Here is a 20,904-nt window from a genome sequence, read left to right as displayed (position 1 = left end):
GCGCTCGATCACAACAAAATGTGAAATATAAGCACGAGGAAAACCATGACAACGGATAAGGCGAGTTCAGTGGCGACGCTGAAAAAGAAGCTCGAAAGCGGTGGCGTGAAGTACATGATGCCCACCTATGTCGACATGCACGGCGTTTCGAAGACGAAGGTCGTCCCGCTCCCGCACATCGAAGATATGGTCGATGGGTCGGAGCTATGTACTGGCGCCGCTCTTGATGGTGTGCCGCAGGATGTCAGCGACGAAGAAGTCTCCTCGCATCCCGATATTCGCTCTGCAACCGTTCTTCCTTGGGACAAGGAAGTCGCTTGGTTCGCGAGTGATCTGTGGTGCGGCGGAAAGCCATTCGAACCCTGCAGCCGCAATATTCTGCAGAGAACCTTGGCGATGGCCGACGAGATGGGCTACGGAGTGAACCTCGGTATCGAAGCGGAGTTTTTCGTCCTTCGCGACGACGAGCAGCAAGGTTTCAGTCCCATTTCGACTAGGCACCATCTCGCCAAGCCCGCCTACGACGTCTCGAGATTTCTCGACAATCGCGGATGGCTCTTCGAGCTGGTGGGTGCGATGAATGATCTGGGGTGGGATGTCTACTCCATGGATCACGAGGACGGCATCGGCCAATTCGAAATAGATTTCCGCCACGCCGACGCGCTCTCGATGTCCGATCGATATGTCTTCTTCCGATTGATGGCTCACGAGATCGCCCGGAAACACGGTGGGTTCGCGACCTTTATGCCCAAGCCTTACGCGGACCGCGCGGGCAGCGGCGCGCACTTCAATATGTCCCTAACCGATAAGAAGAGTGGCAAGAACCTGTTCGCATCGGCAGACGATCCACGCGGGTGCAAGCTGGGCAAGCTTGGCTACCACTTCATAGCGGGCATCCTGAAGCACCTCCCCGCGATCTGTGCGGTGGTGGCGCCAACTGTGAATAGCTACAAGCGTCTCGTCACGAAGGGAAGCATGTCCGGCTTCACGTGGGCGCCTGTATTCCTCTGCTACGGAAATAACAATCGGACCAACACGGTCCGCATTCCGAAGAGCGGAGGGCGCGTCGAACTGCGAGTAGCCGATAGTGCGTGCAATCCATATTTGGGTGCCGCCATGACGATCCGGGCGGGCCTCGAAGGCGTGCGAGACCAGCTCGACCCAGGTGAGCCGCATCTGGATAACATGTATCTCAAGACACCTGAAGAACTGGTGGCCATGGGCATCAAGCAACTGCCTGGCTCGCTTTCTGAGGCAGTCGATGCATTTGAAGCGGACCCGCTGTCGAAGGAGGTGATGGGTGATGCCATGTTCAAGTCGTGGGTGGAATTCAAGCGCGACGAGTGGCACGCCTATAGCAATCAAGTCACGAAGTGGGAGTTGGATCGGTATCTGAAATTCTACTGATCCGTCCCGCAAACGTGCTTTTCCCTGTTCGGGCGACACCTTCGTGGAAAGCGCCGCAAGATGCGCGCGCTTTCCGCTCATTTCTTCAATAATCGAGATGACGTCGCAGGACGCAAAGAAGCGGTAACATCGCTACAAGGATCCAGATTTATCATGCAATGGTCAATGCGCACCTGGACGGAGCTTCCGAACGATCTGGCGGAATCGCAGCAGTTAGCAATCTTGCCGATAGGCGCAACGGAGCAGCATGGGCCGCATCTGACGACAGGAATGGACACCGTAATTTCGGACCGGCTCTGTCTTGCTGTCGCTGAGAAAACAAATGTCCCGATGCTGCCTACAATTCCCTACGGATGTTCGCTGGGTCACAGCCGTCGATGGCCTGGTACTATTGCGCTTCAGCCAATGACGCTCATCACGCTCGTGAAAGAAATCGGAGATTGGGCGTACTATAGTGGTGTAAGGCGTCTCATCATCGTCAACGGTCATGTCACGAACGCCGCGCCTTTGCGATGCGCGCTCGAGATGCTGCGAGCCGAGCACGATGATCTCATGGTTGCGGTGGTGAATACCGCGCAGATCAGCGAGAGAGTAAGCAAAGCCCATTGCGCGGATGCTCAGGATTGGCACGCAAACCGCGCTGAGACGGCTTTGATGCTCTCAGTCGCTCCGGATACCGTGAGGCCACATGCAATCCAAGATGCGGACGATGCTGATAGGACGGTGGACCTCGTCTTTTCTCATCCGGTCAACCGGACAAGCACAAACGGAGTGACCGGGATGCCCAGCCTTGCCACACGCGAGGAAGGGGATGAGTTGTTCGCGTGGATGGTCGAGGACCTCGCGGACATCGTGGAAAAGGCCAAGCGCGAAAATGCGCCTTTGCCTCATTCATATTTTTCGAGCTGACGATCAGAATACGTTGGCCAGAGGAAACATCTGGAACTGAGGAGCATGGCGCAAACGCTACGGTATTTCGGATGGGAAGGGTATGGCGATGGGGCGTTCGCCTCATCGTTCCGCCGGCATACCGGTTTAGAAATCGAGCACGATTATCATCTGTCGGACGATGCTGCGTGCCGGACGGCACTGTCGCATCCCCGAGCGTGGGACATCATCAATATCAACTCACCGTTCGTTCGCGATGTCCTTCATCCGGCGGGGGCCGTGCCGGTGCTTCCCAAAAAATACGTCGATGCGGTTCAAGGTTCGGACGGAGCTCTTTCTCGCTTCGCGACTCCCGCGCGGACGTTCGGAGGCGAACTGATCGGCATCCCGCAGAGAGGCGGCCCCTTCAACTTCGTGATCAATCAGAACCGTATTTCTGTTTCCGACGCGAGGGACGCTGGCTTCGGTATTGCCCTAGACCGGCACTTCTATCGTCGTTTCGGGGTTCTCTCCTACGAAGATTTCAACGTCATGCATTTCGCATTGGCGTCGGGCCTCAATCCGTTCGAGCCCATTTCGGACGCGACGATGTTGACGTTCGCCGAAGCATGTCGAACGATTTGGAATTCCGCGCGAGTCGTTTCGGTGGACCACAATTTCCTCAACCGCTTGTTGATCGACGGAGATATCGACTTTTATCTAAGCGGGGGAGTTTACACGGCGTCCCCTGCGCGGCTCGCAGGCCATCACGAGATAAAAGCAATCACACCGAGCAGTGGCCCCGCAGGTGGACGAGGGGGGATTGCATTCGTCGAGATAAACGCTCTTAACGCGCGCGCATCATCCGGCGGCGGCGAGACGTTTCTCGATTTTATTCTGAGCGATGTCGGCGCGGTCGAAGCGTCAATGGCAGCGGGCGCTTGCAATCCCGTATTTCAAATGAGTCGAAAGGGGGTGTTTGACTGCTTTAAGCGGGAACAGCTCCACGCCATGCAATGGGACGACTTCGAGGAAGACATGTCGCGTTGCGCCGACTACGCGATCGTTCCCAGCTATCGGGAACTCGTGGACGTTCTGAGACGCGAACTGAACATTGAAAACGAAAAGCGCTTGGGTCGTGAGACTTAGCATCTGGCCCGAGTTGTGCGCAGATGACACGCACGCCATAGCCTTGCCTGACGCTCAAATCCTATCGAAATATCGCCTATCCCCGCTCGGAATGCCGAAATGCGGTCCCCGGACGCAGGATAAACACGTCTTATAGAGCGCATAAGCAAGCCAGCTGGCATTGTCTTCATGCGGGATGCGAAATCGTTCTCCTCAATTTGATCGCGCTTCCTGGGGCCGGGCACGCATCGTCACTCGATCGGTGCGATGTTTTCTCGGTCGGCTAAGTTCACGACTCCGGTTCCCATACGGCGTGCACGCAACATCAGTTTTCTTCCCTCGCGGGCACGAACTTTGGCTGGGCCGTCAACCCAGCCAATTTTTTTTGGGAGACCATTGCAAACCGATGGCCTATTCGGTCACTCGAGTTCCACCCTACGCGAAATGCCGATCGATTCCAGGAACCGTTCGTCGTGGCTGACGACGAGAAGGGCGCCGTCATAGGCACGCAAACCAACTTCCACCGCTTCGATACACTGTAGGTCGAGGTGGTTTGTCGGCTCGTCGAGGATGAGAAGTTGGGGCGGCGTTGATGCACCAAGCACGCAGGCAAGGCCAGTTCGCAGCAGCTGCCCGCTGCTTAGAGATGATACACGTTGCAATGCAGTGTCGGCTCGAAACATGAAGCGCGCGAGTGCCGCCCTGCAGGCGTTCTCATCAGATTGAGGGTTGATAGTGCGAAAATTGTCGAGAATTGACTTTGATGGATCAAGAAGACTCACACTTTGATCGAGAACGGCAAAATCGACCATGACGCGCACGGCCCCGGAGCATGGCTTCATCGCCCCGGTGACAATTTTCAGAACCGTCGTCTTTCCTGATCCGTTGAGACCTGTGATGGCGACGCGCTCCGGCCCGGATACCGTGAAAGATAGATTACGGATAATGGGCCGGTCCGGCTCGTAGCCAGCAGTAACCCCGTCGATCTCGATGACCAACTTGCCAAGCGGCAAGCCTGTTGATGGCAGCGCGATGGTCAATGGATCGACAGTCTCAATGTGACTGCGGGCGGTCGCGACAGCGTCAAGAGCCTCTACGCGCCGGATCTGTGCGGCGCGAGCGTCGTTCCCACCAGTTCCCTCGCTGCGATCTTTCCACGCGCCCATTGCAATGCGTGGCATACCGCCTTTCTCTATCGCCTTCTTTCCCGCCTTGTCCTTTCGCACCTTGCGCTCCGCCGCGAGTTGCGTCGCGCGGGACACTTGCGCGAGGCGCTTCTCTGCGTCCGCTAGATCGTGTCTTGTGGCATCCAGCTCGGCTGCCTTGAGTTCGCTGTAAACCGTCCAGTTGCCGCCGTAGCGGCGGGCGCCGAGAGATGAGAGCTCGACGATTGCATCCATGGCCTCCAATAGCTCTCTGTCATGGCTGACGACGATTGCGCCGCCTCGCCAGCCCGCAAGCAAGTCAAGGACGGCCAAGCGGCCAGCCCTATCGAGGTTGTTGGTGGGTTCATCGAGCAACAAAAATTCCGGCCCTTCAAAGATGAGAGCCGCTAGGCGCGCGCGTGTGCGCTGACCTCCGGAAAGGATTGCCAGTGGCGTATCGAGAGAAACATCTAGGCCAAAGCGGCCAAGCGCGGTGGCGATCCGCACTGGAAGCGCCCAGTCGACATCCGCAAGTTCCTCGGGCGCAGATTGGCCGATCTCTGCGCGATGGATCACCGCCAAAGCGTCCGCCGCTGCAAACAGATCCGCGATCGTTAGGTCAAGATCGTTTTGTACGACCTGGCGCAGAACGCCGAGCCCACCCCTCACCGATATAGCTCCCGACTTCGGTGAGAGCTCACTCGAGATCAACCTGAGCAGCGTGGTTTTCCCAACGCCGTTGCGGCCGATGAGCCCAGTCTTTTCGGTGGCGAAACTTAGGTTGGCATCGGATAAAAGTTGGCGCCCGTCAGGCGCGGAGTACGTGACGTCGGACAGTACGACTGATGCGGGCACGAATACGAATCTCCTCAACTGCATTGCGAACTGGCATTGCTGTTGAGCGGAGGTTCATCGCTGCACACACATCCCGAGTGATTGTCACGTGAGTTAACTAGTGACAGGGATGAGTTCGATCAAGTGCCAATGAGAGAATATTTTCTCTCAGGTCATGGGGCGAATCTGGTCAAGACGAAGTCTGGACAAAAATCACATGAGCGGCGTCATCTGGAATGCTCATGCGTATTCGCGCGCGGCTTCGAACACATTATTGGCAACGCGCGCAGCAAACTCGGCGATTTGCGGCATTCCCATAAGTTCGCCGACCGCTGCGCGAGCAAGAGGTCCGGCTATCCAAAGCGTCTCATCCGAATTGCCGTGGATATTTAAGCTCCGTCCCTGAGCGTCGCACGCGATCCCGAGTCCAAGAGGATCGGCGCACAAGAAGCCGTCGTCCGACAAACCCTTCAAAAATGGTTGACTTGAAAGGATCGCCCCATGGTTGGGGCCGGTCGCAAGGATAATGCGATCGACGGTGCGAGTGAGCCTCCGCTGTGATTTCGAAATGCGGAGCACGACGTCCAGTTCGCTAGCCGAGGCTTCTAGATTTTCTATCGAGGCAGCAACAAATTGCAGAACACCCGCATCGACGCGCTTCTGAATGATGGCTTCCGGTTGGGGCGCGATGCGGAAACGGTGAACATCCCAAAAGACCCGGAGATGGCGAACAATCCGGCGTCGTTCGGCAACCGGCAACGCGGGCCAAAAACGAGGGGCATGGACACGTAGCGAATCGATGACAGACTGCCACGGTATGTCTTGAGCGGCGGCACGGCTGACGGTTTCCCGTACTCGCTGCAATAGCTCGGAGGCACTTTGCGGTAAAGGATTGGAAAAATCGCCAAAAGGATCCCGTGCGGTCTTGGCGTGCGTCTTCGAACGAAGCCCGCGGCGGGAGATCGCAGTTATTTTTCCGTAGTGTCCTTGAGCGTCGAGCGTGGCCACGATATCGGCCATTGTTAGTCCCGTGCCGACGATCAGCAGGCGTTCGTTCCTCTTCACGCCTGCGAGCGCCTGCGGAGCCGTCGCATCAACAATCAATCTCGGGTCGCTTTCAAGTATGCTCAGAAGAGGCGAGGGAAGGCGCGGTTCGGGATGCGTGGTGGCGATGACCGCAAAGTCCGCATGCACCGATGTATTGGCGCTTTGTACCGTCCAGCGGCGTCCCTGCTTCTTGATCTGGGTGACGGCTTCCCGGACATGCTCGACGGCTCCCGCCTCGAGGGACGGACGAAGTTGTTCGTTCACGTAGCGTCCGAAAACCGATCGCTGGGGAAATGCTGATCCGTCGTCAGCAATGGCATCCGGATCATCTAAGATCGCCCCCGTCTCGTTGATCCAGCGTAAAAAGTGTCCCTCATCTCCAGGAATGAGGCTCATTTTGGCGGCCGGCACGTTGATGCGGTGGTTGGGATCACTCCCACCATACGCGAGGCCCGCGCCGAGAAGAGCGCGCGGCTCGAAGATGATGATTTTGATCGGTGCGCCGAGCTGCGCCAGATGATAGGCGACCGCCGCGCCGCTAAAGCCACCGCCGACGATTACGACGGTCGGCCGCCGCACTTCCGCGTTCATGATTGGCCCACGCGCACTGCGGGTCGATGATCACCGGCTATCGTTTCGCCGAACGGCCCGGTGTTCAACGAAAGGCCAGCGCGTTTTGTTTGATGGCGAAGCGGCAGCTTCGGCAACAAGAGCTCTGCAACACGATAAGCTTCTTCGAGATGCGGATAGCCCGAGAGGATGAAGCTATCGACGCCGAGGCGCCGGTATTCGTCAATTCGTTCAGCGACCGTATCGGGATCACCGACGAGGGCCGTGCCGGCGCCGCCGCGGACAAGCCCGACGCCCGCCCATAGATTTGGACTGACCTCGAGCTTTCCGCGGCTCCCGCCGTGCAACTGCCGCATCCGCTGTTGGCCAACCGAGTCCATCCGCGCGAACACTTTCTGCGCCGCTTCAATCGTATCGTCATCGAGATATTGAATGAGTGACTCCGCTGCCTCCCAAGCTTCCTTGTTGGTCTCACGAACGATGACGTGCAGGCGGATACCAAACGTAACCTCGCGGCCTTGCGCCTTCGCGAGTTTTCGAACGATTTCGATTTTCTCTGCGACGCTGGCGGGGGGCTCGCCCCAGGTCAGATATTTGTCGATGCTGGTCGCAGCCACGTTGTTGGCGGCATCCGACGAGCCGCCGAAGTAAAGCGGCGGGTAGGGGCTTTGCACCGGCGGAAACAGAAGGCGCGCATCCTCCGCGTGAATGTGCTTGCCGTGGTAGTCCACCGTTTCGCCTGAAAGAATACGCTTGTAGACGTCGAGGAACTCTCGCGTGATCGCGTAGCGCTCTTCGTGGCTGGCAAACAATCCGTCGCCTTTGTTTTCCAAGGGATCTCCGCCTGTGACGACGTTGATCATCAGTCGGCCGTTCGAGATGCGGTCGAGCGTCGCCGTCATACGCGCGGCAAACGCGGGCGGCTGCAATCCTGGTCTGACCGCAACAAGGAAACGCAAATTCTGGGTGAGCGGCGCCAATGCGGCCGCCACGATCCAGCTGTCTTCGCAGCTTCTGCCGGTTGGCAGAAGCACGCCGTAGAAGCCGAGCGTGTCGGCCGCGTGTGCGACTTGCTGCAAGTAGGGCAAGTCCACCGCGCGGCCGCCAACGGTCGTGCCGAGATACCGGCTGTCGCCATGCGTCGGCAAAAACCAAAGGACGTCGATTTTCTCCGGTGCACGGCTTGTCAAGTTGATCTCCTAATTTGCGTGAGTGTTACGGTTGGCGTCGCGGCGGTCGTTATGAATGAACCGCTTCCGGCTTGCGCGACGTGGCTGGCTTTTTGTGAGCACCGATCGCCAGCTCGGGGATGTCGACGACAAGCCCGCGAGGGATTTTCTTTTCCTTATCGTAGAGGGGCAGCTGCGCTAGGACGGCAGGATGCGTTTTGCCGTCGCGACCCAAAACCTCGACATGCGTTCCATCGGCAAGCGGTTGATCGAGCCGCACGATTGCGATGCCGGCATTCAAAAACGGAGAGAACGCGGCGGCGGTGACGAAGCCGATCCTCTTGCCGTCGACCGTCACCGGTCCTTCGCGCACCGGTTCGCCGCCGTCGCTGATGAGCCCGATCAGGCGCGATTCCTTCTTCGCGGCAGCGAGCGCCGCTTTGCCGATGAAGTCGTCCTTCGAAAGATCGACGAAAGCGCCGAGACCCGCTTCGAACGGCGTCATCGTATCATCCATATCCGACCCGTTGTTGAGAATGCCCCCTTCGATTCGGCGGACTTCCATCGAGTCGAGACCGCAAACTTCGAGACCGAACGGTTTGCCGGCTTCGAGCACCGCGTTCCAAAGCGCCGGCCCGTCGTAGTTGGGTTCGCTGGGCAGCGTGTAGAATTCGAAGCCCGCCTCGTTCGTCCAGCCCGTGCGGGAGATGATGATATCCTGACCCCGCACACGCGCACGGCGAACGGAGAAATACTTGAAGTTGGCGGGCAGACCGCCCTCGATCAAGTTGTTCAAGACATCCAATGACGCCGGCCCCTGAACCTGAGAAACCCAGGAATTTGGATCGGAGATTTCGACGTCGAGCCCCTGAGCATGCGCGATGAGCCACGAGTAAACGGGGCCATCGGCTTGAACGTACCAGAAGGTATCCTGCGCAAGCCGAAGAAGCACGCCGTCGCAGAGAATGGTTCCGTTGGGATAGGCGAGAAGCGCGTAGCCGGCGCGACCCGGCTTCAGGTTCGAAACGTTGCGCGTAAAGACTTTATTGCAAAGCTTCTCGGCGTCCGGCCCCGAGATTTGGATCGGGCGCTCGCCGGTGTCGAACAGCCCGGCCTTTTGCTTGAGGGCCCAGTAGCCCTCCTCGCGCGAGATCTTCTGGCTGACCGGCATAAGGCGATTGTTATAGACGCAGTATTTGGCTCCGTTCGCGATATGGAACGCGGAATAAGGGCCGCGAATTGTGCCGTAGTCCCATCCACCTTCATTGTCGGCGGTGACGACCAAGCGTGTAGTGTTGAGAGACATAGTGCGCATTCTCCTAGGCAGATGCTGAATTCAATGTATCGGAGGCTTGGTGTGCCTACTGAATGCCGAGATCCTTCTTCGCTTGCTCGGGCCACTCACCCTTATCGACGATGTAGTGTCGATAGACGAAGAGGAGCACGATCACGCCGATTACGCCCAACCCATAGAAAAGAGCGTTCGGTGCGAAAGTGTTGGCGCCAAAAATAATGAGACCGAAGTTGAAGAGAGCGAGTGCGGGGCCACCGTAGTTGACGAGGAAATCCGGCGCGCGAAAGTGACGTTTGCTCGAAGGATACTGAGATCGCAACATCCTGACCGCGATGAGATCCATCGAAATGCTCAACAGGTACGAGACTGCCCCGGCCGCCAGAACGAAGAGGGGAGCGCCGAGCAACATCAGGAACCCGTTCACCACGATGTCTGCCCACATTCCGGCGACGGGCGCCCGGTGCCCGTTGAGGCGCGACAGAAATTTCGGGAAAACGCCGTCGACAGAGCCCTGATAGAGGGTCCTCGAACTTACAGCCAACAGCGTTCCGACCGATAGCAAGAGAGCAAGGATCAGAACGATCGTGACGGCTTCGGCAAATTTGCTACCGAATGATATGGTCGCGAGTTCCGCCACCGCCTGCTGTGTGTAGCCAGCGACAAAATCGGGTTGCGTGAGAGCCGCGAGGCCGAGAACACCGAGGAATGTGAACGGCAGCACCACGTAGCACACGAAGGCGATCAGCCCAGTCGATACGATTGCCCGAATGTTATCGCGATGAGGATCCTTGAATTCGCTGACGAACGACACCGCTTGTTCGGCCCCGTACGTGCTCCATCCCGCTATGAACAGCCCGCCGGCCAACAGGGTCAGACCTTCTGTGCTGAACCAGTCGATGCCTCCCTTCAATTCGAAAGGTTGGAAGTTCGCGTAGTTTATCGTGCCGTTGAAAAGTGGAACGATTGCGATCAAGACCAGTGGTATCAGCGCGAAGAGCGCAATGACGTGCTGGATTTTAGCGGCGCGGAGAATGCCCGTGTGCTGAAGCGCAAATACGAAAACCAGAACCAGAATGCCGGTGATGATCGTCGCGTTCAGCTGCAGAACGATCCCAGGCAATGTCGACGACAGGTCGAGCAGTGTTATCGAAAACGACGCAAAGGCCGTGCCTTGGAAAAAGGCGGACACGATGTAGCTTCCGCAAAGTGAAGCGAGCACGGTCAGCGACGTCGACGTCCCGAACCAGTAGGCGCCCATGTTTACAGGCGCGAATAGCTTATTGTGCTTGATCCAAGCGACGGACGCATAGACGGAGCCTCCCCCGGTCTTGTTGGGGAACACGCCAGCCAATTCTGCGTACAGAAATAGCTGCACGAAGCCGATGACAGAGGAAATGGCCCACACCAGGATGGACGCCGTGCCAAGAGTATCGGCCATCGCTCCGATGGAGAAGAGAATCCACGGCGATGCACCAGCCGTAATCCAGAAGGCGTCTTTCCAAGTGATGACCCGGCGCATTTGCGATTGTGGGTTCTCCGCAGAGATCTGCGGACTTTCGAGTGTTGTTACGGACATGGCTGTTCCTTTGAGGCGGTGACCTTGAAAGTCTAAGTCGGTGGTAAGGAGGCGAGAGACTTCCGCCTCAGCTCCAGGCGTGGAGTGGCGGGTTCACGCCATTGAGGAAGTAGTTTCCGAGGATCGCGTACTTCCAGCGAACCGGATCGTGCAGCGTATGCGTTCTCGCATTGCGCCAGTGGCGATCGAGATTGTGTTCCGCAAGCGTCGACCGCGTGCCCGCCAGTTCGAACAGCTTGTTCGTCGCGGCGATCGCGATCTCGGTGCTGAGCACCTTCGCTTCCGCAACGGCGATCTGGGCGCGAGCGACGGCTTCGGCTGTGGCATCGACCACCGCCTCGTCGACAGCTTGACCGGCCTTCTCGAGAAGCGCCTGCGCGGCATGCAGGCGAAGCTTGAGATCTCCGACGGCCTGGATTGTATAGGGATCCTGCCAAGCATGTTCGAATCCGCTGTCGACCCACGCGCGCGATTTGGTCCGGACAAACTCGATGGTGTCGTCGATTGCTGCTTTGGCAATTCCGTTGTCGACCGCGACCTGGATGATCTGGAATATTGCGCCGTCCGCTGTCGGTCGCTCATAGCCCTTATAACCGGGGACGAGATGCGTCTTCGGGACGCGAACATTATCAAGGATGACCGTGCCGCTCAGCGTCGTGCGCTGGCCGAAAGCCGACCAGTCGTCGATAACGGTCAGTCCCGGCGCGTCACGCTCCGCGATGGCATACCAGGCGCGGCCCTGATCGTCCAAAGCGACGATCGGAACGAGATGGGCCAGCAGGGCGCCGGATGAATAAAATTTTCGTCCTTTGACGATGACGTGGTCGCCGGCATCTGTGAATTTCGTCTCGAAGTCGACGGCCCGTTTCGAACCAAACTCCGAGAAGGCGTTGCCGAAGCGGAACCCGCGGAGCGCCAAGCCGAACAGCAGGCGCTGCTGGGCTTCGTCGGAAACAGTGCGGATCGCCGCAAGTACCCCGAGATGATTTTGAGGAATCTGCCCGATCGAGGGATCGGCCGCCGAAATGATCTCGATGACCTTTCCGAGCGTGACGTAGGAAACCTCGGGGCCTCCGAATTTCTTCGGCACGTTGATGGACCAGAGGCCGCTCTGCGAGAAGGCATCGAGTTCCTGCACAGGCCAGCGGCGCGTGCGGTCACGTTCCGACGAGCCTTCGGCGAACGCCTTGGCGAGTTCTGTCGCGATCTCGATGGCTTCGCGATCTGACTTGATGACGTGGGCATCTTTTTGCGGACGCGGAAGCCCGGGAACGGCCTCTAGCTTCGCTGTAGCTGGCTTCGGAGCGTCGAGCGTAATTGTCATGGTGTGGATCCTGAAAAGTATAGGGTGTGTTTGGGAGGACTATTCGGCTGCATCGGCCAATGGGCGAGCGGCCTCCAACTCACGTACGAGCGGTATGACGTGGCGCCCGAAGTATTCGACCTCTTCTTGGAAGTGCAGAAATCCGAGAAGGATGAGATCAGCGCCGGCAGCTTTCAGCGCGATGATGCGCTCTGCGATTTGCTGCGGCGTCCCGATGAGATTGGAGCGGAAACCGTCATTATACTGCACCAAGTCATCGAACGTGGACTTTGCCCAGTTGCCTTCCCCTTCGGGCGATGACTTGCCTGCGTTCTTCACTTCATGGCCGAAAGCTTTGACTGCGTCTGGGTCGGCCTGTGCGATGATTTCAGCCAATACGCTCCGGGCTTCGCTCTCCGTTTCGCGCGCAATGGCAAATGCATTGACGCCGACCTTCACCGAGTGGCCGTTAGCCGCCGCCTTCGCGCGGATATCGTCGACCTGCTTTCGGATTTCTTCCGGAGTGTTGCCGTTGGTGAAGTACCAGTCCGAGACGCGCGAGGCCATGTCGCGCGCGGCCCGCGATGATCCGCCCTGGAAGATCTCGGGCTGCGGATCGATCGGCTTCGGCTTCAGATTGAAGCTGTTGAAGCGATAGAAGTCGCCGCGGAACGTGAAGTTCTCTTCCGACCAGATGCCGCGCAGCGCACGAATGAATTCTTCCGATCGCCTGTATCGCTCGTCGTGATCGAGCCAAGGTTCGCCGATGGCCGCAAACTCTCCGCGAAACCATCCGCTGACGACGTTGACCGCGATGCGGCCGCCGTAGAGATTGTTGATCGTCGCGATCTGCTTGGCAGCGACCGCCGGATTCCAAGGGCCCGGAAGAAGTGCAGCAATCACCTTCAGCTTCTTCGTTTGGGACAACAGCGCCTGGCTGAACGTTACGGGTTCGTGCTGGAACTCCGCACCATAACCGGCCGTGAACCGGATCTGGCTCAAGGCATATTCGAATCCGCTTTGCTCTGCGATTTGCGCGAGCTTGCGATTGTAGTCGAAATCCCAACTCGTCCTTTGCTCGACCTTGCTGATCACAAGCCCGCCCGACACGTTGGGAACCCAGTAGGCAAATTTTATCGGGTAGGCCGAAGACGCGGTGGTCGTCGAATATGTCATCGAGTATCTCCTGAAATTTATTGGGCTGACGCTTAGGCGACTGCGGCTGTGGCTGCTGATCGTGCGTTCAGGCGTTCGGCGCGCGAGCGCGTCAGCTGGGTCAATGCCTCGGCGACGACGCGTTCGATGCGCTCGTGAATGGCAGCGCTGCTGATGGCGTAGTTCGAGAAGTCGCCTTCGACCGCGTAGACCGAAGTCGGCAGAGTGAGGGCATTCAGGAAACCGAACAGCGGACGAAGTTGATGCTCGATCACGAGACCATGCAGCGGACTGCCGCCAGTCGCGGCGAGCGCGACCGGCTTGCTGCCGAAACGCCGGTGATCGACCAGATCGAAAACGTGTTTCAAGGCGCCGGTGTAAGAGGCCCGATAAACTGGCGTTCCAACCACGAGCAGGTCGGCGCCCTCGATCAGATCCAAGAATTGCCGCGCGTCCTTGCCAACGTCTGCCGGCGAAGTCGCGGCAAACAGAGCCGGCGCCGAATCCGACACCTTCAAGAGGTTCGTCTTATGCCCGCCGCGGTTGGCGACGGCTTTCAAGATGGTGTCGACGAGCACAGTCGTGCGTGAAGGATTTGATAGACTTCCGGATATTCCGACAATCGATAGAGTGGTCATGCTGTGCCCCGATCTTGTGCGAGATTGCGCTCGCGCGTTCGAATGAATTCCGGGACAATTTAGGATTGTCGGTTTTTCGAGAGCAATAGTGCCGAATGGCACTATTCGCCATTTCTCCAGTAATTACGGCTTATACGAATATTCGCTATGCTTTTCAGCCGACATATCCGGCATAAAACTAGACTTGCTGTTTGGAGAGCAGGCCCAAAAGCTCGCGCTCGGAGTTGACCGCAAACTTGCGGTAAAGCCGCTGCTTGTAGTTCTTGACGGTGCCCTTGGCGATCCCGAGCTCGACAGCGATCTGGCCTGACGACTTCGTCAATTTGATCAGCGCCAGAACATCACCTTCGAGCTTCGTAAGCGGGGCGATTGCAAGGCCGTCTGAGGGGGCGAGGGCCTCGGTTGGCTGACGAACAGGACGCCAATTCAGCACGTAAATATGGCCTTCCGGCGCGATGGAGAAGTCATCCGGGAGGCGCGAAACCTTGAGGCGCATAGTTTCCGAAATCTCGATTTCGCCTCGGTCGATCGTGCGAATATCTTTGCGAATATTGACAAGACACGGCTCTCGATCCTCAGCTTCTCGCCAGCTGGAGCTGCGGTAGACGACCTGGCCGTGCCGGTCGGTGAGCAAAATGGGCCGTGTTGTTGCTTCGTCCGCGTCAAGTGAGAAATCACATAATTTGCCGAAAGTCCGGGCGAGATGCGAGAAATGAAGACCCTCCAATGCCGGAAAGATCCTCTCAATATGAGCCGCCAATTCGGACGAGAATTTCCGGTCGGAGCTTTCCAGAAATAGCGCAATGCACGTTTTTCCCGGGGAAGGAAATACAATGCCGATTTCGTCGGCTATTTTGGCCCGTCTTTGAAATACGCTGGTATATAGGCGGGTCTCCGCGGTATCGCTTATCGCTTCCTCCGAAGTCACCAGCCCCTTGCGCCGCGTCGAGCGCCAGAAGTGGCCGAACGGATCTACGTGATGGTAAGTCGCTTTGTACTCGTCGACGATAAAATCAGGATGTCCTGTCGTGCAGAGTACATCCGTCGAGTCCGCATTCCCGTAGCGAACCGCAAACCCATATTCATGCGCGATACCCGATCCGAGAAGCCGGAGCATGTTCTCGTAGAAAACAGGTGTGCCAGCCGATTTTGCAGCGGTGCCGAGCTTGACGTACCAATTGGCGTCATTGAGGACTTCAGACATGATCGGCAAATCTACGGTGAGAACATCGGCAGTCGCCAACGCGTCGCGCCTCGTCTTAGATGGCCGAGTGCGTGGGCTACACACTCTCGGCGACTAAACAGGAGCAGGCGCCGCTTCCCAAATAAGAAATTCAGGAAACCTTATCTCCGATTTTGGCAGCTCTCGCGCCGGAAGCAGGTCCCACCGCGGAAAGGGAAGCTGTAAGTCTTCGATTTGCGTCGAGAAGAGGTCGCCCGGGCTCGTTGCGGCAGAGGCGTGGTTTGGACGGAAAATTAGCGATACATCCGTCATCTTGCAAAATGAGCTTCGACGGAGGCGCGGCAACTTCGATGCGAGAGGTTCGCGCGTTCGCAACCTACGCCGCACGCGCGTCGCACCATCGGCAAAGTGTGAGCGGCGCGCGTGAATTTTATCGCTAAGCGTCTTCGAGGGAAAAATCGTAGTCGGAAACGATTTTTGACTCGAGGAATTCTTCAATCCCCCAGATGCCGCCCTCGCGCGCGCGCCCGGATTGCTTCATGCCGCCGAAAAAGGACCCGGCCCCGCGAGACTTTCCGTTCATCTCCACCATTCCAGCCTTCAGCTTGAGCGCAAGACGGTTTGCCCTTAACGCGTCGCCGGTTTGCACATAGTCGGTAAGGCCATAAGGCGTATCGTTAGCGACGCGGACGGCCTCATCCTCGTTATCGAACGGGATCATCGCCATCACCGGTCCGAAAATCTCCTCGCGTTCGATCGTCATGCCGGGCTTAACATCGGCGAAGATTGTGGGTTTGACGAAGTAACCCCGATTGAAGCCCTCCGGCCGGCCGAGCCCTCCACAGACCAGCCTTGCACCCTCGTCCAACCCTTTCTGGATGTAGCCCTGGACTTGATCCCATTGCCGCTTGTTGACCAGCGGTCCTATGTGGGGCCCGTGTTCGTCGGCATGCCCGACTTTGATCGACGCCGCAGTCGCAACAGCTTTTTCAATCGCCTGCGCGTATACGCTGCGTTCGACAAGCATTCGCGAAGGCGCGTTGCAGGATTGGCCGCAATTTTCCATCATCCGGCGCACGCTGCGCGCAACGGCTTGCTCGTCCGCGTCGGCGAAAACAAGATTTGCGCCTTTGCCACCAAGTTCGAGGGCGACGCGCTTGAGCGTTTCGGCCGCGGCTCGAGTAATCGCCTTGCCGGCTCGCGTCGACCCGGTGAAAGAGATCATCTCGACGTCCGGGTGGGTCGAAAGTTGGCTGCCAACGCCCTCGCCGTCCCCGTTGACGAGATTGAAGACTCCAGCCGGAACGCCCGCATCGTGACAAAACTCGGCGAAGAGCATGGCATTGAGCGGCGCTTCTTCGGACGGTTTCAAAACGCAACAGCAACCGGCCAACATCGCCGGGATTGCTTTCAGCGCGATTTGGTTGACCGGCCAATTCCAAGGCGTAATCAGACCGACCACGCCAATCGGTTCAAGCGTCACCGCAACCCGGCGGGCATGGGGACCGAGGGGCCTGATCCATTCGATCTTATCGAATGCCTTGAGAAAATTGCCGGTGTGCCACGGCAGGCAGGGTGCTTGGTCGGACAGGGCAAAATCGATCGGCGCCCCCATCTCCATCGCAATGACGGAAGCATACTCGGCAAGCCGTGCTTCGTACTGATCGAGAATGCGCGACACAATTCGCGCGCGCTCGCTTGGAGGTGTCGCGGCCCAGGCGGGCAATGCCGCTTTTGCCGCCGCAACAGCCGAGTTTGTATCTTCCTGCGAGCCAAGCGAGATGACCGCGCAAGGTTCCTCTGTTGAGGGATTGATGACCTCGAAGTCGCGAGGACGCGAGGGAGAGCACCAGGATCCATTGATGTAAAATTCCCGCCTGATGATCATGAAGTCCGCTCTCCGCTTGAAATCCGGGTTGGCCGGCAACGCATTGCGCAACCGATCGCGTTCTGCGTTCATCGACGGACGCCGAAGGATCGTCAACCGAAATTGCGCAAGCGCCCTAGCGCCCGACGGCGAGGAGGCTGCGGGACATGAGCTTCAGTAAGGGGAAATGATATTGGTTCAAGTGGGTCGGGTCGCAGCCCGCACGCGCAAAGGTACCATTGCCTCCCATCCTCTGTCTCAAGATGCGAGGCAACGCACAAAACCAAATGTTAGCGGACCAGTGAGGCCCGGTTCATTCGCCAGCGCAAGCCTGATAGCGATGCCACATGCGTCGCGATCCTGTGTCCAACGCTGCTTCCCGGTAACGCTCGCAATCTCCCGGCCCCATCGTGGAGCGACGTGAATGCACCACTTTACCGAACTCCGGATGTGTCGCAGCCCATATATCGGCAGGTCCAGGGTTTCCGTCGGCCAAGCCCAAATAGTTTGCATTCGCGATTGGTGCAGCTACGGCGAGGAGCGCAAGAGAACCGACCGCGGCGGCGATATGTTTTGAAGCGATCTTCATAGGTCAACTCCATTGAACTTGCAGCGCACGAGCCCCGGCGCTGCATCCGAGCCCACCGTGCATTAAAAAATGTGGATGGAGCTGAGCCCGCAAATAGACTTCTCGAACTAGCCGGTTGGTACTTAATATTTGGCTCGAAACCGCGTGTCTGGATGTTGCCTTTTACGGCGCCTCGCGTCGAACATTCACGACAGCGCACCGTTGCGGTAGAAGATGTCGCAAATTGCGCACCTGAATTGGTTGGCGGGCAAATGATTTTTGCCGGCCTCTTAACTGGCTATATCGAATTCAAACCTTGCGCAGGAAGGGGTTCAGCTATGTCGACGGATCCGAACGCGACTGAAACGACTGCTGGTATCGTCGCTCGTCGGAACGGTGTTGCGACTGCGGTGCCCCCATCGACAGGGTTCTTCGCAAGATTGGGGCCCGGGTTGGTCACAGGTGCAGCCGATGATGATCCGAGCGGGATCGCGACCTACAGCCAGGTCGGAGCGCAATTCGGCTACGGCCTCGCATGGACCATGCTGTTCAGCTTTCCACTGATGAGCGCCATCCAGGCAATCGCCGCAAGGATCGGCTGTGTAACCGGTCACGGCATCGCGCACAATTTGCGACGGCACTATTCGCCGTGGCTCCTCCGCGGCGTCGTCTTTCTCTTGCTCGTGGCGAACGTAATCAACCTCGGTGCCGATCTTGGTGCCATGGGTGCTGCATTAGGTTTGCTGATCGGGGGGCAGGAACGCGTCTACACCGTGTTGTTCGGCATCGTCTGCATTTTACTCGAAACGTTCATCAGTTATGCACGATACGCTGCCGTGCTCAAATGGGCCACGCTCTGTTTGTTCACGTATGTGGGCGTCGCCTTCACGGTGCATGTGCCGTGGGGAACGGCCCTCCTCGGAACGTTTGTTCCGCATTTCGAATTTGATGCTCCCCATGCCATGGCCCTCGTCGCCGTGCTCGGCACGACGATCAGCCCATATCTGTTTTTCTGGCAAGCGGGACAGGAAGTGGAAGAGCTGCATCGGCGTCACGTCAAACCGCTGTGCGTCACGCCGCGAGATGCGGGTCCGGAGCTTTCGCGAATTCGCATCGACACGATGGTCGGAATGGGCGTGTCGAACGTCATCGCCCTGTTTATCATCTTTGCAACGGCTGCGACGTTGAACGCGAGCGGCGTGACCGATATCCAAACCTCTTCGCAAGCCGCGGAAGCACTGCGCCCTGTCGCGGGCGTATTCACGTTTGCACTCTTCGCAATCGGGATCATTTCCACAGGCATGCTGGCCGTACCGGTGCTTGCTGGTTCGGCCGCTTACGGGGTGAGCGAGCTTTTCTCCTGGAGGCAAGGTCTGAATTACAAGCTTCGAGAAGCCAAAGCGTTCTATGCGACGATAGCGGTCGCGACGCTCGGTGGGGTGTTGCTGAATTTCACGTCCATCGATCCCATCAAGGCGCTGTACTGGACCGCAGTGGTCAATGGAGTACTGGCGGCGCCGCTCATGGCCGTGATGATGGTGATGGCGATGAACCCTCACATCATGGGGCGGCTAACGCTTCCGCGCCCATTGCTCGTAATCGGGTGGATCGCCACCATCGCAATGGCGCTGGCAACATTGGGGTTCCTGTTGATCTGACGCCGCATCGAAACGACGGGGCGCGCCCGTGCGCTCGGCGGCGGCAATTTTCACCTCATCCTCGAACAACCCCGTGGATGAGGGAAAATAAGTGCATTATGATCTCACGAGTTATGCGATTGACTTATCAACAAGCGCAACCGCCTCGCGACACTTCACAAGCGCTCAGGGTTGGGAATGATCGTCTCGCACCGTCACGAGTTCATTTTCGACTCGGCTGCGCGTGCCTAAGTGCGAGAAGCGCGCAAGGGCTGAGCTCGATTACTTTGGATATGAATGGTGTTAGCTGCCCTAAGGGAATTGCTTCCTGGCGAGTCTAACGCATGCATGACCTTCTGCACCCGCCAGCGGGTAGGAATAATTTCTATCTTCCCCAACAAAAATTGTGGCCAATCTGTCATAACCACCGAAATATCCGGTTTCCCGTCGCTCACATAGTTCGCGACGACCGATTTGCAGTTAGCCTGTCTCCAGAAGCAATAGGGGAGACCGATGCAGAGAGCGCAATCTCAAATTCTAGAAGTTGAAGCGCCAATTCGGCCCTCGCACAAAGCGGGTGATTTACAGTGGCAGGATTCTGCCATCACCAAGGTGCATCGCTCCGGTCTGAAGGCACAACGGGCGTGTTGCATTTGGTTCACCGGCCTATCGGGAGCGGGCAAGACCACGCTGGCAAACCTTCTTGATGAGACGCTCTATGCATCCGGCCGCCATACGTTTGTGCTGGATGGAGATTGTTGCCGCAACGGCCTCTGCAACGATCTCGATTTCTCGTCCGAAGACCGGATGGAGAATGTCCGTAGAATCTCCGAAGTTGCGAAGCTGATGGTTGACGCGGGACTGATCGTGATCGTCTCGCTGATCTCGCCGCTCATCGAGCAGAGACAAAAGGCAAGAGAGCTTTTTGATCAGGATGAATTCATAGAAGTCTATGTCGATACACCTTTGGCAACGTGCGAAAAGCGGGACGCTAAGGGTCTGTACAAGAAGGCGCGTCAAGGTCTCATCCCGAACTTCACGGGCGTTTCGTCCGCATACGAACCACCGAAAAATCCAGAAATCGTTCTGCACGGATCGAGCTGCCCGGACGAGCTTGTGGGCCGGATACTACGGTTTTTGGGAGAGCGCTCCGAACGCCCGGCGCTGGTAAGTGCTCCCCGCTCAACGTAACGGCGCGCGAAGGGCAACGACGCCCATTCCTCCGCATTCAAAAACGCTGGTCGTCGCGTCGTTGGGGCGCGTCATCTCCGCGCGAGAGGCTGGCTCGGAAGCTTCAAATCCTCAGATGTTGTTTACCTCGTCGATGGGCTTCCCCTCGGTGTGCAGCTCGTCGGCGCCCGCGGCGACGATGCGTGGCTGATGCAGCAGGCGAAACTCTGTCATCCTCGGCTTTAGGCCGAGGATCCATCCTGCCTCAAGGAAGGTGCGTGCTGCCTGATGGATCCTCGGGACAAGCCCGAGGATGACAGGTGGGACAAGCCGGGATGACATCAAG

At 57.9% G+C, this 20,904-nt stretch carries 15 protein-coding genes; 5 read left to right on the top strand and 10 right to left on the bottom strand.

Annotation, left to right across the window (positions count from 1 at the left end):
• Positions 1 to 45: 45 nt before the first annotated feature.
• The 3 genes from glnT to AACL53_RS17390 all read left to right on the top strand — a co-directional run bounded on the left by glnT (position 46) and on the right by AACL53_RS17390 (position 3,423).
• On the top strand, positions 46 to 1,407 hold the full coding sequence (glnT, locus tag AACL53_RS17400) for a type III glutamate--ammonia ligase (protein ID WP_339085809.1): 1,362 nt from the start codon (positions 46 to 48) through the stop codon (positions 1,405 to 1,407).
• A 153-nt stretch (positions 1,408 to 1,560) separates the two neighbouring features.
• Positions 1,561 to 2,316, top strand: a complete 756-nt coding sequence (locus AACL53_RS17395; RefSeq protein ID WP_339085808.1) for a creatininase family protein — start codon at positions 1,561 to 1,563, stop codon at positions 2,314 to 2,316.
• Positions 2,317 to 2,361: 45 nt separating this feature from the next.
• A complete protein-coding gene (locus AACL53_RS17390; protein WP_339085807.1) occupies positions 2,362 to 3,423 on the top strand; it encodes a hypothetical protein in 1,062 nt (353 codons plus the stop codon).
• 398 nt (positions 3,424 to 3,821) lie between these two features.
• On the opposite strand, the gene AACL53_RS17385 is transcribed toward AACL53_RS17390, so the two are convergent.
• From AACL53_RS17385 to AACL53_RS17340, 10 genes are all read right to left on the bottom strand, one after another.
• On the bottom strand, positions 3,822 to 5,402 hold the full coding sequence (locus tag AACL53_RS17385; RefSeq protein ID WP_339085806.1) for an ABC-F family ATP-binding cassette domain-containing protein: 1,581 nt from the start codon (positions 5,400 to 5,402) through the stop codon (positions 3,822 to 3,824).
• Positions 5,403 to 5,621: 219 nt separating this feature from the next.
• Entirely contained in the window at positions 5,622 to 7,019 is a 1,398-nt protein-coding gene (locus AACL53_RS17380) for an FAD/NAD(P)-binding protein (protein WP_339085805.1), read from the bottom strand.
• Positions 7,016 to 8,188, bottom strand: a complete 1,173-nt coding sequence (gene ssuD, locus AACL53_RS17375; RefSeq protein ID WP_339085804.1) for an FMNH2-dependent alkanesulfonate monooxygenase — start codon at positions 8,186 to 8,188, stop codon at positions 7,016 to 7,018. Before ssuD ends, AACL53_RS17380 begins: the two co-directional genes overlap by 4 nt.
• A gap of 49 nt (positions 8,189 to 8,237) precedes the next feature.
• Positions 8,238 to 9,473 carry an aminomethyltransferase family protein gene (locus tag AACL53_RS17370; protein ID WP_339085803.1) on the bottom strand — a complete coding sequence of 412 codons (1,236 nt, stop codon included), beginning with the start codon at positions 9,471 to 9,473 and terminating at the stop codon, positions 8,238 to 8,240.
• Between the two features lie 55 nt (positions 9,474 to 9,528).
• Positions 9,529 to 11,037 (bottom strand): APC family permease, encoded by a 1,509-nt coding sequence (locus AACL53_RS17365; RefSeq protein WP_339085802.1) that lies wholly within the window; start codon positions 11,035 to 11,037, stop codon positions 9,529 to 9,531.
• A gap of 67 nt (positions 11,038 to 11,104) precedes the next feature.
• Positions 11,105 to 12,361 (bottom strand): SfnB family sulfur acquisition oxidoreductase, encoded by a 1,257-nt coding sequence (locus AACL53_RS17360; protein ID WP_339085801.1) that lies wholly within the window; start codon positions 12,359 to 12,361, stop codon positions 11,105 to 11,107.
• 39 nt (positions 12,362 to 12,400) lie between these two features.
• Entirely contained in the window at positions 12,401 to 13,516 is a 1,116-nt protein-coding gene (sfnG, locus tag AACL53_RS17355; protein WP_339085800.1) for a dimethylsulfone monooxygenase SfnG, read from the bottom strand.
• 32 nt (positions 13,517 to 13,548) lie between these two features.
• Positions 13,549 to 14,133 (bottom strand): NAD(P)H-dependent oxidoreductase, encoded by a 585-nt coding sequence (locus AACL53_RS17350; protein ID WP_339085799.1) that lies wholly within the window; start codon positions 14,131 to 14,133, stop codon positions 13,549 to 13,551.
• 178 nt (positions 14,134 to 14,311) lie between these two features.
• Complete coding sequence (locus tag AACL53_RS17345; RefSeq protein WP_339085798.1) at positions 14,312 to 15,376, bottom strand: helix-turn-helix transcriptional regulator; 1,065 nt, start codon at positions 15,374 to 15,376, stop codon at positions 14,312 to 14,314.
• Positions 15,377 to 15,752: 376 nt separating this feature from the next.
• On the bottom strand, positions 15,753 to 17,204 hold the full coding sequence (locus AACL53_RS17340; RefSeq protein ID WP_339085797.1) for an aldehyde dehydrogenase family protein: 1,452 nt from the start codon (positions 17,202 to 17,204) through the stop codon (positions 15,753 to 15,755).
• A gap of 885 nt (positions 17,205 to 18,089) precedes the next feature.
• Here AACL53_RS17340 and AACL53_RS17335 point away from each other — a divergent pair.
• Both AACL53_RS17335 and cysC read left to right on the top strand, forming a co-directional pair.
• Positions 18,090 to 19,409 (top strand): divalent metal cation transporter, encoded by a 1,320-nt coding sequence (locus AACL53_RS17335; protein ID WP_339085796.1) that lies wholly within the window; start codon positions 18,090 to 18,092, stop codon positions 19,407 to 19,409.
• Between the two features lie 492 nt (positions 19,410 to 19,901).
• The gene (gene cysC / locus AACL53_RS17330; protein ID WP_339085795.1) at positions 19,902 to 20,579 is read left to right on the top strand and encodes an adenylyl-sulfate kinase; all 678 of its coding nucleotides are present in this window, start codon (positions 19,902 to 19,904) and stop codon (positions 20,577 to 20,579) included.
• The last annotated feature ends 325 nt before the right edge of the window (positions 20,580 to 20,904 follow it).

It is taken from the genome of Hyphomicrobium sp. ghe19 (assembly GCF_902712875.1).
In the GTDB taxonomy this organism is placed as follows: domain Bacteria; phylum Pseudomonadota; class Alphaproteobacteria; order Rhizobiales; family Hyphomicrobiaceae; genus Hyphomicrobium_B.
Note: the sequence above shows the minus strand (reverse complement) of the source record. Positions and strands in the feature narration are given on the sequence as shown.